Raw genomic sequence first — 14,983 nt, 5'->3', positions numbered from 1 at the left:
GTTCTACTCTGGAGTAAACAGGTTCTAGGTGCGATTTATGGCATGGCGCGCCACGTAATGCCCGGCGCTCACCTCTACCAGCGGTGCCACATCCGGCTCGTCGCCGAGGGCGCGGATCGGGCTGGGTATTTCATCAACGAGCAGTGCGCGTTCACGTCTCCGGTGCGCAGGATCGGCCACCGGCACAGCGGCCATCAGCTTACGGGTGTAAGGATGTTGGGGATGCTCGAACACCGCCTGGCGCGGACCGATTTCCACAATCTGTCCAAGGAACATCACCGCCACACGGTGGCTGATACGCTCCACCACCGCCATATCGTGCGAGATAAACAGAAACGCAATGCCAAATTCACGCTGCAAATCGAGCATCAGATTAATAATCTGTGCCTGGATGGATACATCCAGCGCGGACACTGCCTCATCGGCGATCACCACTTTCGGATTGAGCGCCAGCGCGCGGGCAATACAGATGCGCTGTCGCTGTCCCCCGGAAAATTCATGGGGATAGCGCTGGGCGTGTTCAGGCAGCAGGCCGACGCGCTCCAGCAGAGCGGCCACGCGCTGCTCTGCCTCCCGCCCACGGGCAATGCCGTGCACCAGCAGCGGTTCCATGATCGAAAAACCCACCGTCAGGCGCGGGTCGAGCGACGCGTAAGGGTCCTGGAAAATAAACTGAATATCACGCCGCAGATGCGACAGCGCGCTCCCTGCAAGATTATCGATGCGCTGGCCGTTGAAGGTGATGCTGCCGCCCTGGCTTTCAACCAACCGCAGCAACGAACGCCCGGTGGTAGACTTGCCGCAGCCGGACTCCCCCACCAGCGCCAGCGTTTCGCCGGGACGCAGATCAAAGCTCACCTTCTCCACCGCATGCACACGGCGCTGTACCCGGTTGAGCAGGCCGCCACGAATATCAAAACGCGTCACCAGGTCGCGCACCTGAAGAATCGGCGTATCCTGCGGGTTCACCGTATCCTGCGGATGCTCTTCAATCGGTGCACCTTCACTGATCAACGGGAATTTAGCTGGCCAGTCACGCCCGGTCATCGCCCCCAGTTTCGGTACGGCCGCCAGCAGCGCACGCGTATAGGGCTGCTGCGGGTGACTGAAAATCGCCTCAACGCTGCCGGTTTCCACCACATCACCGCGATACATCACCTGAACGCGGTCAGCCATCTCTGCCACCACGCCCATATCGTGAGTGATAAAGATCACCCCCATCTGCATCTCTTTTTGCAGCACGCGGATCAACTGAAGTATTTGTGCCTGAATGGTCACGTCCAGCGCGGTAGTGGGTTCATCGGCAATCAGCAGCGCCGGACGGCAGGAGAGCGCCATCGCGATCATCACACGCTGACGCATCCCACCAGAAAGCTGATGCGGATAGCGTGCCAGCACGTTCTTTGCTTCAGGGATACGTACGAGGTCAAGCATGCGCTGCGCCTCGGCCAGTGCCCCGGCGTGGCTTTTGCCCTGATGGAGTCGAATGGATTCGGCAATCTGCTCACCCACCGGGAACACCGGGTTAAGTGAAGTCATCGGCTCCTGGAAAATCATCGCCATATCGGCACCGCGCAGGGTGCGCATCTGCGACGGCGACTGTGTGGCCAGATTGACTAACTGATGATTACGGCGACGTAACCACATCGCGCCGCTGTCAATCTGCCCGCCGCCCTGCTCCACCAGCCGCATCAAGGCCAGAGAGGTGACCGATTTACCGGAACCGGACTCGCCAACAATCGCCAGCGTTTCGCCACGGCGAACCTCCAGTGACAGGTTATTGACCGCCTGAATACGCTGGCCTTCATGCTGGAAGCTGACGCTAAGGTCGCTTACCGACAGCACCACATCATCCTGATGGGGTAACTCACTCATCAGGATTCCTCCCGATAAATAGCCACGACGGGCAGTTCACCCACCACGGCATAAGCGCGATACATGCCTTCGCTGTTAAACGGCAGCACCACGTTGCCAGCAGCATCGATGGCAATCAGCCCGCCGCTGCCGCCCAGTGCGGGAATATGTTCATGAATCACTTTGTCGCTAGCCTGTTGTAACGACAGTCCGGCGTACGTCATCAGCGCGGCGATATCATAGGCCGCCAGCGTGCGCATAAACACTTCCCCGGTGCCCGTACAGGAGACGGCAACGCTGTTGCTGGCGTAGCATCCTGCGCCGGGTAAGGGGGAGTCACCGACACGCCCCACCTGTTTGTTGGTCATGCCCCCCGTCGATGTAGCCGCCGCAAGGTGGCCCGCCTGGTCGAGGGCTACCGCACCCACCGTGCCAAACTTACGGTCAGGATCCAGCGGGTCGCCTGACGCATCACCATCGTGATCCAACAGAGTTTGTTGTGTGGCGATGGCGCGCTCAAGCTGTGCGCGGCGCTCTGGCGTGGAAAAAAACGTGTTTTCAACCATTTCGAGGCCATGTGATGCCGCAAACGATTCCGCACCCTGGCCGATAAACAGCACATGAGGGCTGTTTTCCAGCACCGCGCGTGCCGCCAGCACCGGATTACGCACACGGGTAACACCCGCCACCGCCCCGGCTTCTCGCGTGCGGCCATCCATGACGCTGGCATCCAGCTCGTGCGTGCCTTCATGCGTAAAGACTGAGCCGACCCCGGCATTAAACAGTGAACTCTCTTCCAGCTGGCGCACCGCCTCGGTCACCACATCCAGCGCACTCCCCCCCGCCGCCAGCAGCGCCTGCCCGCTGGCAACGATCTGCAACAGCGCCTGGCGATAGAGCAGTTCTTTCTCTGCATCCATGCTGGCACGCGCGATAGCTCCTGCACCACCGTGAATTGCAATCGTCGCTATGGCCATAATTCATTTTACCCTGTGTGCCAAATCAGCATGAAAAACACTGAGTTAGAATATATTTGTCGAAAAAAAGCAGTTTTTGACTATAGGCAGGCAATATAGCGATGTAAAGCAGAAAGTTCGCACCCTGATAATAACCATTAATTCTAAGATAAACTTTATAGACGGTTATGGCTTACGCAGGCGGGCAAACGTGACCCTGCGACCGATTCACGCCATAATGATCGCATTAGATTTTTGCCCGAATCCTGGAGAAATAACTCAATGGAAGCTTTCACTGCGGGGTTGATCTCGCTTGATGATGCACTCAGCACGCTGCTGGCGCGCGTGACCCCTGTTCAGCAACATGACACCTTGGCTTTACCGGATGCCGCGGGTCGTATTACCGCCAGCGCGGTGATCTCCCCCATCGATGTCCCCCCATTCGACAATTCCGCCATGGACGGTTATGCCCTGCGCATGGCCGATCTCACCGCGGGAAGCACGCTGCCCGTGGCGGGAATAGCTTTTGCCGGTAGCCCGTTCAGCGGCAACTGGCCTGCCGGGACCTGCATTCGAATTATGACCGGTGCGCCGCTGCCTGTAGGCTGTGACGCGGTGGTGATGCAGGAACAGACTGAGCAGGAAGGTGAGGCCATTCGCATCACTGCCGACGTCCGTTCCGGGCAAAATATCCGCCGGGTGGGTGAAGATATCCGCCAGGGAACCCGGGTGCTGGGAGCGGGGAGTAAACTGGGTGCGGCCGAATTGCCGCTGCTCGCCTCGCTGGGCATTGCGCAGGTCGCGGTGCTGCGTAAGCTGCGGGTTGCCCTGTTCTCCACCGGTGATGAGTTACAGCCGGTGGGTCAGCCGCTGGCAGCGGGTCAGATTTACGATACTAACCGCTTCGCGGTGCAGCTGATGCTGAACAAACTCGGCTGCGAGGTGATCGATCTCGGGATTATCCGTGATGACCCGGCTGCGCTGCGTGCCGCCTTTATTGAGGCAGATAGTCGTGCGGATGTGGTGATCAGCAGCGGCGGCGTATCGGTGGGTGCAGCGGATTACACCCGGCAGATGCTGGAAGAACTGGGTGAAATCGGCTTCTGGAAGCTGGCAATGAAACCCGGTAAGCCCTTTGCTTTCGGTCGCCTGCCGAACAGCTGGTTCTGCGGCCTGCCCGGCAACCCGGTCTCTGCGGTGGTGACCTTTTACCAGCTGGTGCAGCCCTTACTGGCGAAGCTGACGGGGCAGGAAGGCCCGGCATTGCCGCCACGTCAGCGGGTGCGAAGCGCCAGCTTTCTGAAAAAGTCCCCGGGTCGCCTCGACTTTCAGCGCGGCGTTTTGCAGCGCAATGGGCAAGGTGAGCTGGAGGTAGCCACCACCGGCCATCAGGGCTCACATATCTTCAGCTCCTTCCAACAGGCTAACTGCTTTATTGTTCTGGAACGGGATCGCGGCAACGTTGACGTGGGAGAATGGGTGGAAGTCGAACCGTTCAATTCTCTGCTGGAAGGCTGATATGCTCCCTGAACTGAATGATGAAGAGATGCTGCGCTACAATCGCCAGATCGTGCTGCGCGGCTTCGATTTTGACGGACAGGAGCGGCTGAAGGCTGCCCGGGTGCTGGTTGTCGGGCTGGGCGGGCTGGGCTGCGCCGCCAGTCAGTATCTCGCTTCGGCCGGTGTGGGTCATCTGACGCTGCTCGATTTCGACCACGTGTCGGTGTCGAATCTGCAACGTCAAATCCTGCACGGCGAGGCGCAGGTCGGTATGGCAAAGGTGGACTCTGCACGCCTGCGGCTGGCGGCCATCAATTCCCTGATTTCCCTTGAGGCGATCAACGACCGGCTGGACGATCAACCGCTGGGCGATCACATCGCCGCACATCATCTGGTGGTGGACTGTTGCGATAACCTGGAAACGCGTGAGCAGCTCAACCGGCTGTGCCATGCGCGCAAAATTCCGCTGGTGTCCGGCGCAGCCATTCGCATGGAAGGCCAGATTAGCATCTTCACCTGGGGCCACGATGAACCCTGTTACCGCTGTGTCAGCCGCCTGTTTGGCATCGCGCCCCTGAGCTGTGTCGAAGCGGGCGTAATGGCACCGTTGGTGGGCGTGATCGGTTCATTGCAGGCGATGGAGGCGATCCGCGTCCTGGCCCAATACGGCAGCCCGGTGGCCGGGAAACTGCTGTTGTATGACGCAATGACCTTGCAGTTCCGAAGTATGACGCTGGCTAAAGATCCGGATTGTGAAGTCTGTGGCATCGTCAAGTAGCACTATAGTTAGGGGAGATGCCTGGATGCGTAAAGGATTGATTAGCACATGACTGATGAGCAAAGCGGGATAAGCGCGAGTGAAAAATCGTCATTGCGTCAAATGATGATTATTTTTCTATTGGTGATTGTCACGGCTGTGATTGCGATCAACAGCTGGATCGTGTGGAGCTCATGGAACCGCATGATTTCCACCTCGAAGGATGATGCGCGTAATCTCTCCCAGTCCCTTTCGCGTCAGGCAGAAGATACCTTCTTGCAGGTTGATCTGACATTACAGGATCTGCGTGATCGCGTCTCCCTGATCGGCCTGCGCGACGATCAGACCGAGTACCTGCGTGAGATACTGACCAACCGTAAGGCCAGTCTGCCACAGTTGCATGGTCTGTTTATCTTTGACGCACAGGGCAGCTGGCTGGTGACTTCAGACGGCAATATCCCCAAACGCGCCAATAACAGCGACCGCGAATTTTTTCAATATCACCAGCAGAACAACAGCACGCAGGTGCATATTGGCAAAGTGATCCGCAGCAGAACCACTGGGGAGCTCATTATCCCGGTGTCCATGCGCCTCGTTAATTACGATGGTTCTTTCCGTGGTGTGCTGCTGGCCACCGTCAGGCTGAGCTATTTCAAACAGGCATACAGCTATTACAACCTCGGCGAGCACGATGTACTGGCGCTGATGCTGAAAGACGGCACGATTCTGTACGTCCGTCCTTTCCCCGACGACACCATTAATCGCAATATTTCCGGCAGCCCGCTGTTTACCGGCCTGCTCAATAATGCGTCCAGCGGTACCGCCATTTATGGCTCGGCGCTGGATGGCATCGAACGGGTGTTTGGCTACTCCAGCCTGAAACGGTATCCGTTGGTGGTGGCCGCAGGCTACGACAAGAACCATCTGCTGGAAGTGTGGTTCTCCGATATCAGCATCTTTATTACGCTTTGTACCATTCTGCTGCTGGTGATCGCCCTGCTCGGTTTTCTGGTGCTACGCCATATTTCACTTAACCTGAAAAACCAGCTGGAGTTGACCCAGGTACGCGACAGGCTGACCTCAATGAACCGGACTCTCCAGACGCTGGCGCTGGTAGACAGCCTGACCGGGTTAGCAAACCGGCGACAGTTTGATCTCTATCTGCAACGTAGCGCGGAGCGTTCGGCAAAACTGCACACCCCGCTGGCACTACTGATGATAGATGTCGACAACTTCAAAATGTTCAATGATAGCTACGGGCACCTGGCAGGCGATGACTGCCTGAAACAGGTGGGTGATACGCTGGCGCATTTACCCCGCAGACCCGAGGATCTGGTTGCGCGCTATGGGGGTGAAGAGTTTGCCGTGGTGATGCCAGGGGCGGATCGTGCTGCCGCGCTGCGCTTTGCTCATCAGGCCATCGCGGCGATTGCCGACCTGGCTATCCCTCATCAGCATGCCGAAAAAACGGGGAATGTAGTCACCATCAGCGTGGGGATGCATGTGGTGAACGCCGAACGCAATGTTGATGTCAGTCTGGCACTGATTGCGGAGGCGGATAAAGCGCTTTATGCAGCGAAAAAGGCGGGGAAAAACCGGGTGGCGGAAAATCAATCTGAGGCAGAGACCTGATAAATCGTGCTAACCCTGGCACGGGTCGACCGAAACAAATGGTCGACCCCTACGGGTTTGGCGTGGAGGTGACCGGAAAAATGGTCATCCCGTGCAGGTCTTCCGTAGGGGCTGACCTTCTGTTTCGGTCAGCCCGCAGCCACTGGGCCTTAAACGATACCCTGGCTACGCAGGTAATCTTCGTAGTCACCGGTAAAGTCGTTGATTTTGCCCGGTGTCATTTCAATCACGCGGGTCGCCAGCGAGCTGACGAATTCACGGTCGTGAGACACGAAGATCAACGTACCTTCGTACATTTCCAGCGCCATGTTCAGCGCTTCGATGGATTCCATATCGAGGTGGTTGGTTGGCTCATCCATGATCAGCACGTTAGGCTTCTGCATCATCAGCTTACCAAACAGCATACGGCCCTTTTCACCACCGGACAGCACCTTCGCAGGCTTCTTAATATCGTCCTGGCTGAACAGCAGGCGGCCGAGAATACCGCGTACGGCCTGCTCGTCATCACCGTCCTGCTTCCACTGGCTCATCCAGTCAAACACGGTAAGGTCGTCGGCAAAGTCATGGGCATGGTCCTGCGCGTAGTAACCAATCTGCGCGTTTTCAGACCATTTCACCGTACCGTTGTCTGGCAGCAACTCACCGATCAGGGTTTTCAGCAGCGTGGTTTTACCGATACCGTTTGGCCCCAGAATCGCCAGCTTTTCGCCCACTTCCAGCAGCATGTTGACGTTCTTAAACAGGGGACCATTGTCGAAACCTTTAGTCACCGCTTCCAGTGTTAATGCGTTACGGAACAGCTTCTTGTCCTGCTCGAAACGGATAAACGGGTTCTGACGGCTGGAGGCTTTGACTTCATCCAGCTTGATCTTATCAATCTGCTTGGCGCGTGACGTTGCCTGACGAGATTTCGAGGCGTTGGCGCTGAAGCGGCTGACGAAGGATTGCAGTTCGTTGATCTGCGCTTTCTTCTTGGCGTTATCCGACAGCAGACGATCGCGGGCCTGGGTGGCCGCGGTCATATACTCATCATAGTTACCCGGATAGACGCGCAGTTCGCCGTAATCCAGATCCGCCATGTGCGTACACACCATATTCAGGAAGTGACGGTCATGCGAAATGATGATCATGGTGCTGTTACGTTCGTTCAGCACCTGCTCCAGCCAGCGAATGGTATCGATGTCCAGGTTGTTCGTTGGTTCGTCAAGCAGCAGAATTTCCGGGTTAGAGAACAGCGCCTGTGCCAACAGCACACGCAGTTTCCAGCCGGGAGCGACTTCGCTCATCGGGCCATAATGCTGCTCCAGCGGGATCCCCACGCCCAGCAACAGTTCACCGGCGCGCGCTTCCGCGGTATAGCCGTCCATCTCACCATACTTCTCTTCGAGATCGGCGACTTTGTAGCCGTCTTCTTCGCTCATTTACGGCAGCGCATAGATCGCATCGCGCTTTTCTTTCACCGCCCACAGCTCGCCGTGGCCCATGATCACGGTATCCAGTACGGAATACTGTTCAAAGGCGAACTGGTCCTGGCGTAATTTACCCAGCCGTTCGTTCGGATCAAGAGCAACGTTGCCGCCAGATGGCACCAGGTCGCCGCCCAGAATTTTCATAAAGGTGGATTTGCCGCTGCCGTTGGCGCCAATCAGGCCATAACGGTTGCCGCCGCCAAATTTGACAGAGATGTTTTCGAACAGCGGCTTACTGCCAAACTGCATGGTGACGTTGCTGGAAACTAGCACAGAGATAGCCTTTAATTTTTAATGTGAGTATGTGAGTCAGCGCGCATTATGCCAAAAAAAAGGCGCGGGGCATACAGCGGGAAATCCTGGAGAGGGGGAGCATCAGGGCCGGGAAGAAACCCGGCCCTGGCGGTTAATGACTTTCTGCTTTACGTTTCGACGCGGTTAATGCCTTGCTCTCTTCCTCGTTACTGAGCCAGTCATGCAGATAATGTTCTATCTGCTCAAGACTGCGATTGCGTGTTTCCGGGATGCATTTGATAACAAATACCGCCCCGACAATACCAATCAAGCCAAAGATAAAGAACGCACCTGACAGCCCCACGCTGGCAAGCAGCATCGGGAAGGCAAGAGATATCAGGAAGTTGGCAATCCACATGGCAAAGACCGCACCGCCCATAAAGACACCGCGCAACCTTGTTGGGAAGATCTCTGACAGCAGCAGCCAGGTGACGGGCGATAACGCCCCCTGCTGAAAGCTGAGGAACATCAGCATTCCCAAGAGAACCATGTAGCTGCGTAACATATCCACCTGACCGTTGATGGTCTCAGGCATGAAATAGCTGACGGCACCGATAAAGAACAGGCAGGCGGTACAGCCAAACTGGCCTATTTTGACCATCGTTCGCCGGCCAATTTTACCTAACAGCCAGATGCCGACGAAGGTCATCAGCACCGAGATAGCTCCGTTAGCGATGGTGGCAAACAACGCTGCATCCGTACTCATTCCCACCGCTTTTAGCATCGTCGGTGCATAGTACATGATGGTATTTACACCGGAGGTTTGCTGGATCACCGCCACCCCGATACCGATCAGGAATAGCTTAAACAGCCAGGGCTTTTTCAGCTCACGCACGCTGGCTCGCGTCTGGGCTTTGTCCTCATCTTCCAGCGTTTCAGTAATCTCCTCCAGCTCCCAGTCAACGTCCTCTTTGGCACGGGTGCGTTCCAGCACTTTACGCGCTTCTGCCAGGCGTCCTTTCATCGCATACCAGCGTGGTGTGTCCGGCATAAACATCATGCCAAACCACAGCAGCACTGCAGGAATGGTGGCCACGGCCAGCATCCAGCGCCAGGTTTCATGGCCACCCCACGCGGCGTTAAATCCGGCATTCGAGATATAAGCCAGCATCTGGCCGGAGACAATCATCAGCTCCTGAATCGTCACCAGTTGCCCACGCTTATTCGCTGGTGCGATCTCTGCAATGTAGATCGGCACCGTGGCAGATGCACCACCAACGGCCACCCCTAGCACCAGTCGGAAGAAGATCATCCATTCCACGTTCGGTGCCAGGGCGGTCCCCATTGCGCCGACAGCGAAAATAATCGCCAAAATGATAATGATTTTTTTACGCCCGGCAGAAGCCGCGAAATGCCCGGAAAACAGTGCGCCGAAGGCTGCGCCAAACAGCAGTGAACTGGTGACCAGTCCGGTAGTGAAGGGAGTAAGGTGTAATTCGTCGCCCATAAACAGCAGCGCGCCGGAGATAACGCCGGTGTCATAACCGAAGAGTAATCCGCCGAGAGTGGCAACCAACGCAATGACCTTAACAAAGGGTTCTGTTTTGGTGTTGCTGTTGGGCCCTGATGCCCGGTTAGGTGTTAAATATTGTTCTTTTGCCATGGTGACTACAGTGACCTCTCATCGACCTGGTTAGTAGGATGCAGAGGGGTAAATCATTATTTTGCTCAACCGCTCACCGCCTCTGAACCTTAATTTAGACTATTTCTTTCATTTTAATTAACAATGAAAATTAAATTTTGAGCGTTGCATCGCATTATTTCATTTTAATTGCGACGCTAATCACATAAAAATGCCAATGATGTTGTATTAATGTGATCTAATTGGCGCAAAAACATTTTGAGAACATTTCATCTCAAATGAAATAATCATTATTTATTTCATTTTTAAATGAAAAAATGATAAAAACTTATCAATCTAAAAAAGAATCACGCCGTGAAAAAATTGCAACAAAAACGATTAATAACAATAAATTAGTATAATTTTAACTGACCTTCACGCGATCAAATAAAACTATCAATCTGCAGAATTAACCTCTCAATAAGGGGCAGCAATGATGAAATGAAAGAGGCCCTCCACCGTCATGGCTTACACAGATTCAGAGAGTGAAACAGGGCAAACTCTCATTTCTTGCTTTTTTTGATGAAAAAATGCGATGAGATTTAAACAAAAAAACGCGGCAATCTGACGAGAGCCACGTTTTTTGATAAGAAGATAAAAACGATTAAGGCGTTTCTGCGGGCCCAAATACCGAATAATCCGGCATGTTCACGTTTTGATATGCTTCCCAGCCGCCGCCCAGTGCTTTATACAGCGCGACCAGGTCAAGCGTGCTCTGCACCCGTGCCTGCTCCGCCTGCTGCTGCGCCTGTGCCAGCTGGCGCTGCGCATCCAGCGCCTCAATAAAGGTCGAGAGCCCCTGACGATAGCTGTCGCTGGCCAGTGTAAACGCGCTCTGTAACGCGGCCACGGTGTCATCCAGCCCTTCCACCTGCTGCTGGTCGCTGCGATAGCTGACCAGCGCATTTTCCACATCCTGCAACGCCGTCAGTACCGTCTGACGATAACCCAGCGCCGCGCTCGCCTGCTGCGCACGGGCCAGCTTCACACTGGATACCAGCCGACCGCCCTGGAAGATCGGGATGGTGACGGACGGTCCGTAGCTGTAGAAATGGCTGCTCCAGTTATCCAGATAGCTGGCATCGCTGTTACGCATGCCAAACTGCCCGGTCAGTGACAGGCTGGGGAACAACTGCGCCACGGAAACACCAATATTGGCGGTCGCCGCGTGCAGGCTGGCTTCCGCTTCACGCACATCCGGGCGACGACGCGCCAGCTCAGACGGTACGCCGACCGGCACCGCTTTCGGCAGCGCCGGCAGCGGTTTAGCGGTCATCAACTCCGCGTCCAGTGCGCCGGGGACTCTGCCCGTCAGCACGGCAAGACCGTTCATCGCCTGGTGGATCTGCGCCTGATACTGTGGCAGCTGGGCGCGCAGTGAATTCACCTGCGCACGGGAGTTCTCCACATTGGTCTGCGGTGCCAGCCCATTACGCTGCTGGCTCTGCGTCAGCTCCAGTGTCTGCTCCGCCACCTCAATCTGTGTTTGCAGGGTACGGGTAATGGCTTGCGCGCCCCGCAGCTGCAGGTAAGCCCGCGCCACTTCCGCTTCTAACGACACCAGCGCATCATTACGGTTTTCTACCGACTGCTGCTGCTGCGCATCGGCCATTTCAACCTGACGACGCACTTTGCCCCACAGATCCAGCTCCCATGAAGCGTCAAAACTGCCCTGATACAGCCCGACCGGCTTAGACAGGCTGTCGAGCGCCGGTTGTAAATCGGTTTCGCTTCCCGCCTGGTCAATCTGGTCGTAGACCCCTTCGGACTCCAGCTCGCCTTTAATGCCCAACTGTTGGCGGGTAAAACGGGCATTACCGTTCACGGAAGGTGCCCAGGCACCGCGCGCCTGATTCAGCTGCTGACGTGCGCCAGCGATACGCAGTACCGCCTGCTGCAGGGATAAATTGCCTTTAATGGCACGGGCGATCAGGCTGTCCAGCTGCGGGTCGTTAAATGATTTCCACCAGTTCGGGTTAGTCGCTGCCACCAGCGGCGCGGAGATACCGTCCCGCTGCATACTGTTAAAACGCTCCGGTGTGGCGGGCTTCGGCGCCTGGTAATCCGGGCCAACGGCACAGCCACTGAGCATCAGTGCAACGGCTATCAGCGCACCACTGCGCGAACGCATAAAAGAAGAAGGAACGTTCATGTCAGTGTGCTCCTGCACTGCCCTGGCTCTTGATCGGCGCCAGTAACAGACAAAATGGAATAAGGATCAGGGCAACAATACTGAGGCCCATAAAAACATCGATATAAGCGAGGAAACGTGCCTGCACGATCATCTGTTTATACAGCTGCCCGGTGGCGATGCTGACCGGGTCACCTGCCATATGCACATAGTCCCTGACGCCCTGTGCCCAACGCTCAACCGTCAGGTTAAACGGCTCATTGAGTGGGGTCATGTTATGCACCAGCTGCGCGCTGCGCGCCTGGGAGCGTTCGGTGATCATCGCCGTCGATAGCGAAATACCAATCGATCCGGCCACGTTACGGAACATGGTAAACAGCGCCGAGGCATCAGCATTCAGCCGCTGCGGAATGGTGACAAACGCAATGGTGGTCAGCGGTACAAACAGGAAGCCGAGGCCAATGGTCTGGAAACTACGCATGATCACCAGCGTGGTGAAGTCGATATCCGGCGTCAGCGTTGATGAGTAGATAAACGACACCCCAAGCAGCGCAAAGCCAAAGGCAATCAGCAGACGCGTCTGTACGATGGGCATCAGCTTCAGCACCAGCGGAATCGACAGCACAATCAGCACCGCCCCTGGCGATAACACCAGCCCCGAGAGCGTGGCGGTATACCCAAGGTCCTGCTGTGCCAGTTGAGGGATCACCACCGAACTGCCATACAGGATGGCAGCCATACCTGCCATCAGCAGGCAGGCCACCGCAAAATTACGGTCTTTCAGCACGTGCAGATCGACGACCGGCTTTTTGGCATACAGCAACCAGTAAATCGCTCCGACAATCCCGGTCAGCGCCAACAGCGCGAAGGTTACGATAAAGCCCGACTGGAACCAGTCTTCATCTTCTCCCCGGTCCATCATCACTTGTAAACAGCCCAGACCCAGCGTAATCAGGCTGATGCCGATGTAATCGACCCGCAGCTTGCCCTTCGCCCATTTACGCTCCCACGGCGGATCCTCCAGCAACTGATAAATCGCCAGCACGCTGAGGATCCCCACCGGGATATTGATAAAGAATACCCAGCGCCAGCTGTAGTTGTCGGTGATCCAGCCGCCCAGCGTCGGACCCAGTACCGGTGCCACAATAATCGCGATGGAGGAGAGACCAAACGCCTTACCGCGATCCTCAGGCTTAAAATAATCCAGCAGCACCGACTGTTGTACGGGCTGCAACCCGCCGCCGAAGAATCCCTGTAATATGCGGAAAAGAATGATCTGCCACAGTTCAGTCGCAATGCCGCACAGGAAGGAGCAGACGGTAAACATCACAATACAGATGAGGAAAAACTGCTTACGGCCCAGCAGGCGACTCAGGAAGGCTGAAATCGGCAGCACGATGCCGTTGGCCACCAGATAGGAGGTCAGCACCCAGGTGGATTCGTCATAACTGGCCGAGAGCGATCCGGCCACATGCGGCAGGGCAACGTTAACGATGGTGGTGTCGAGGATCTCCATAAACACCGCCAGCGTGACGGTCATCGCGACCAGCCAGGGGTTACTGGCGGGCTTCCAGCTCTGGCCGGGATTCATTCCAGCGTGACCTTAGGTTCAACCGACAGGCCAATCGGTAGCGGACGGTTTGGATCCAGCCCTTTATCAATCACGATTTTCACCGGCACGCGCTGCACGATCTTCACGTAGTTGCCGGTGGCATTTTCTGACGGGAAAGCAGAGAAGCGGGAACCACTGCCCATCTGCACGCTGTCGACATGCCCCTCCAGCTTGAGGTCCGGCCAGGCATCGACACCAATCTCCACTCTGTCGCCCGGTTTCATCCGTGCCAGCTGCGACTCTTTAAAGTTAGCCACAATCCATACGTCCGGTGACACCAGCGAGAACAGCGACGAGCCTGCCTGCACCAGCGTCCCCACCTGTACATTACGTTTGGTGACAAAACCGTCGTAAGGGGCACGGACTTCGGTATACGCGAGATTCAGATTCGCGGTATTGAGCTGTGCCTGTGCCTGTTCAACCTGGCTCTGCCGCGCTTCAACATTGGTTTCCTGCTGACGGATCTGCAAAGCCACCTGAGAAGCGACTTCAACCTGCGCCTGGGCGTTTGCCAGTTCAGCTCTGGCACTGCGTAACTGGGCGTTTGCCGTATCGATATTACGCTGTGACGTGGCACGCGGGTCGACGCCACGCTGACGTTTATCGTCAGCCTGGGCATTCATATAATTGGCCTGCGCACGGGCGAGCTGTGCCAGCGCCTGGTCTTTCTGTGCCGGATACTGCACCCGTGCCAGTTCCAGCTGAGCCTGCGCCTGATGCAGCTGTGCCTGAGCCAGGCCGAGCTGCGCTTTCGCTTGATCGCGCTGGGCAGTGGTATCACGCGGATCGATCACCACCAGCAGATCGCCCTTCTTCACTCGTTGATTGTCTTTAACCCGCAGCTCGGTGACATAGCCAGACGCTTTCGGCGCAATGGTCACCGCATCTGCTTCCGTGAAAGCATCATCGGTGGTTTCGATATTGCGCGTCGTCAGCCAGAACCACAGCGCCACGATAATCATCACGACAACCACTATCGCCAGAATGACCAGAGGCTTCTTGCCGGGGCGTTGGCGTGGGGTTTCTTCATTTTGCGCAGCATCAGACTGATGCAGGGATTCATCATCAGATGCAGAGGAGGTTTGATTAGCCATAGTATCCGTCAGTAAGTGCGCCCGGGTTCAGTGGGCGCAATGATTCAGTCTGCTATAACCATA

The 14,983-nt window shown here is 56.2% G+C and carries 9 protein-coding genes and 1 pseudogene; 3 read left to right on the top strand and 7 right to left on the bottom strand.

Annotated features, from left to right (window positions below; genetic code table 11):
• Positions 1–24: 24 nt before the first annotated feature.
• Both gsiA and WH279_RS03800 read right to left on the bottom strand, forming a co-directional pair.
• Positions 25–1,875, bottom strand: a complete 1,851-nt coding sequence (gene gsiA, locus WH279_RS03805; protein WP_339455061.1) for a glutathione ABC transporter ATP-binding protein GsiA — start codon at positions 1,873–1,875, stop codon at positions 25–27.
• Positions 1,875–2,831: an isoaspartyl peptidase/L-asparaginase family protein gene (locus WH279_RS03800; protein WP_339455060.1), complete on the bottom strand. Its 957-nt coding sequence runs from the start codon at positions 2,829–2,831 to the stop codon at positions 1,875–1,877. Before WH279_RS03800 ends, gsiA begins: the two co-directional genes overlap by 1 nt.
• Positions 2,832–3,092: 261 nt before the next feature.
• On the opposite strand from WH279_RS03800, the gene moeA reads away from it, so the two are divergent.
• The 3 genes from moeA to WH279_RS03785 are packed head-to-tail and all read left to right on the top strand — an operon-like array spanning position 3,093 to position 6,699.
• Positions 3,093–4,328, top strand: coding sequence for a molybdopterin molybdotransferase MoeA (moeA, locus tag WH279_RS03795; RefSeq protein WP_339455059.1), 1,236 nt, complete (start codon positions 3,093–3,095; stop codon positions 4,326–4,328).
• Between the two features lies 1 nt (position 4,329).
• Positions 4,330–5,088, top strand: coding sequence for a molybdopterin-synthase adenylyltransferase MoeB (gene moeB, locus WH279_RS03790; protein ID WP_339455058.1), 759 nt, complete (start codon positions 4,330–4,332; stop codon positions 5,086–5,088).
• A 48-nt stretch (positions 5,089–5,136) separates the two neighbouring features.
• Positions 5,137–6,699, top strand: a complete 1,563-nt coding sequence (locus tag WH279_RS03785) for a sensor domain-containing diguanylate cyclase (RefSeq protein WP_339455057.1) — start codon at positions 5,137–5,139, stop codon at positions 6,697–6,699.
• A gap of 149 nt (positions 6,700–6,848) precedes the next feature.
• On the opposite strand, the pseudogene WH279_RS03780 reads toward WH279_RS03785, so the two are convergent.
• From WH279_RS03780 to WH279_RS03760, 5 genes and pseudogenes are all read right to left on the bottom strand, one after another.
• A pseudogene (locus WH279_RS03780) lies at positions 6,849–8,441 on the bottom strand (ABC-F family ATPase).
• Positions 8,442–8,574: 133 nt separating this feature from the next.
• Positions 8,575–10,065, bottom strand: a complete 1,491-nt coding sequence (locus WH279_RS03775; protein WP_159338101.1) for a sugar porter family MFS transporter — start codon at positions 10,063–10,065, stop codon at positions 8,575–8,577.
• Between the two features lie 622 nt (positions 10,066–10,687).
• Complete coding sequence (locus tag WH279_RS03770; RefSeq protein ID WP_200640831.1) at positions 10,688–12,235, bottom strand: efflux transporter outer membrane subunit; 1,548 nt, start codon at positions 12,233–12,235, stop codon at positions 10,688–10,690.
• Position 12,236: 1 nt separating this feature from the next.
• Entirely contained in the window at positions 12,237–13,805 is a 1,569-nt protein-coding gene (locus WH279_RS03765) for a DHA2 family efflux MFS transporter permease subunit (protein ID WP_200640833.1), read from the bottom strand.
• A complete protein-coding gene (locus WH279_RS03760; protein WP_200640835.1) occupies positions 13,802–14,920 on the bottom strand; it encodes an HlyD family secretion protein in 1,119 nt (372 codons plus the stop codon). The genes WH279_RS03765 and WH279_RS03760 overlap by 4 nt, the downstream gene beginning before the upstream one ends.
• Between the last annotated feature and the right edge of the window lie 63 nt (positions 14,921–14,983).

The organism is Erwinia sp. MYb375 (genome assembly GCF_037479175.1).
GTDB classification, from domain to species: Bacteria; Pseudomonadota; Gammaproteobacteria; order Enterobacterales; family Enterobacteriaceae; genus Erwinia; species Erwinia rhapontici.
This window is presented reverse-complemented; position numbering and strand designations above follow the sequence as displayed.

Coding starts and splice junctions, on each gene's coding strand:
- WH279_RS03775 (WP_159338101.1), bottom strand. CDS start 10,065: ATGGCAAAAGAACAATATTTAACACCTAACCGGGCATCAGGGCCCAAC.
- WH279_RS03785 (WP_339455057.1), top strand. CDS start 5,137: ATGACTGATGAGCAAAGCGGGATAAGCGCGAGTGAAAAATCGTCATTG.
- WH279_RS03770 (WP_200640831.1), bottom strand. CDS start 12,235: ATGAACGTTCCTTCTTCTTTTATGCGTTCGCGCAGTGGTGCGCTGATA.
- moeA (WP_339455059.1), top strand. CDS start 3,093: ATGGAAGCTTTCACTGCGGGGTTGATCTCGCTTGATGATGCACTCAGC.
- WH279_RS03800 (WP_339455060.1), bottom strand. CDS start 2,831: ATGGCCATAGCGACGATTGCAATTCACGGTGGTGCAGGAGCTATCGCG.
- gsiA (WP_339455061.1), bottom strand. CDS start 1,875: ATGAGTGAGTTACCCCATCAGGATGATGTGGTGCTGTCGGTAAGCGAC.
- WH279_RS03765 (WP_200640833.1), bottom strand. CDS start 13,805: ATGAATCCCGGCCAGAGCTGGAAGCCCGCCAGTAACCCCTGGCTGGTC.
- moeB (WP_339455058.1), top strand. CDS start 4,330: ATGCTCCCTGAACTGAATGATGAAGAGATGCTGCGCTACAATCGCCAG.
- WH279_RS03760 (WP_200640835.1), bottom strand. CDS start 14,920: ATGGCTAATCAAACCTCCTCTGCATCTGATGATGAATCCCTGCATCAG.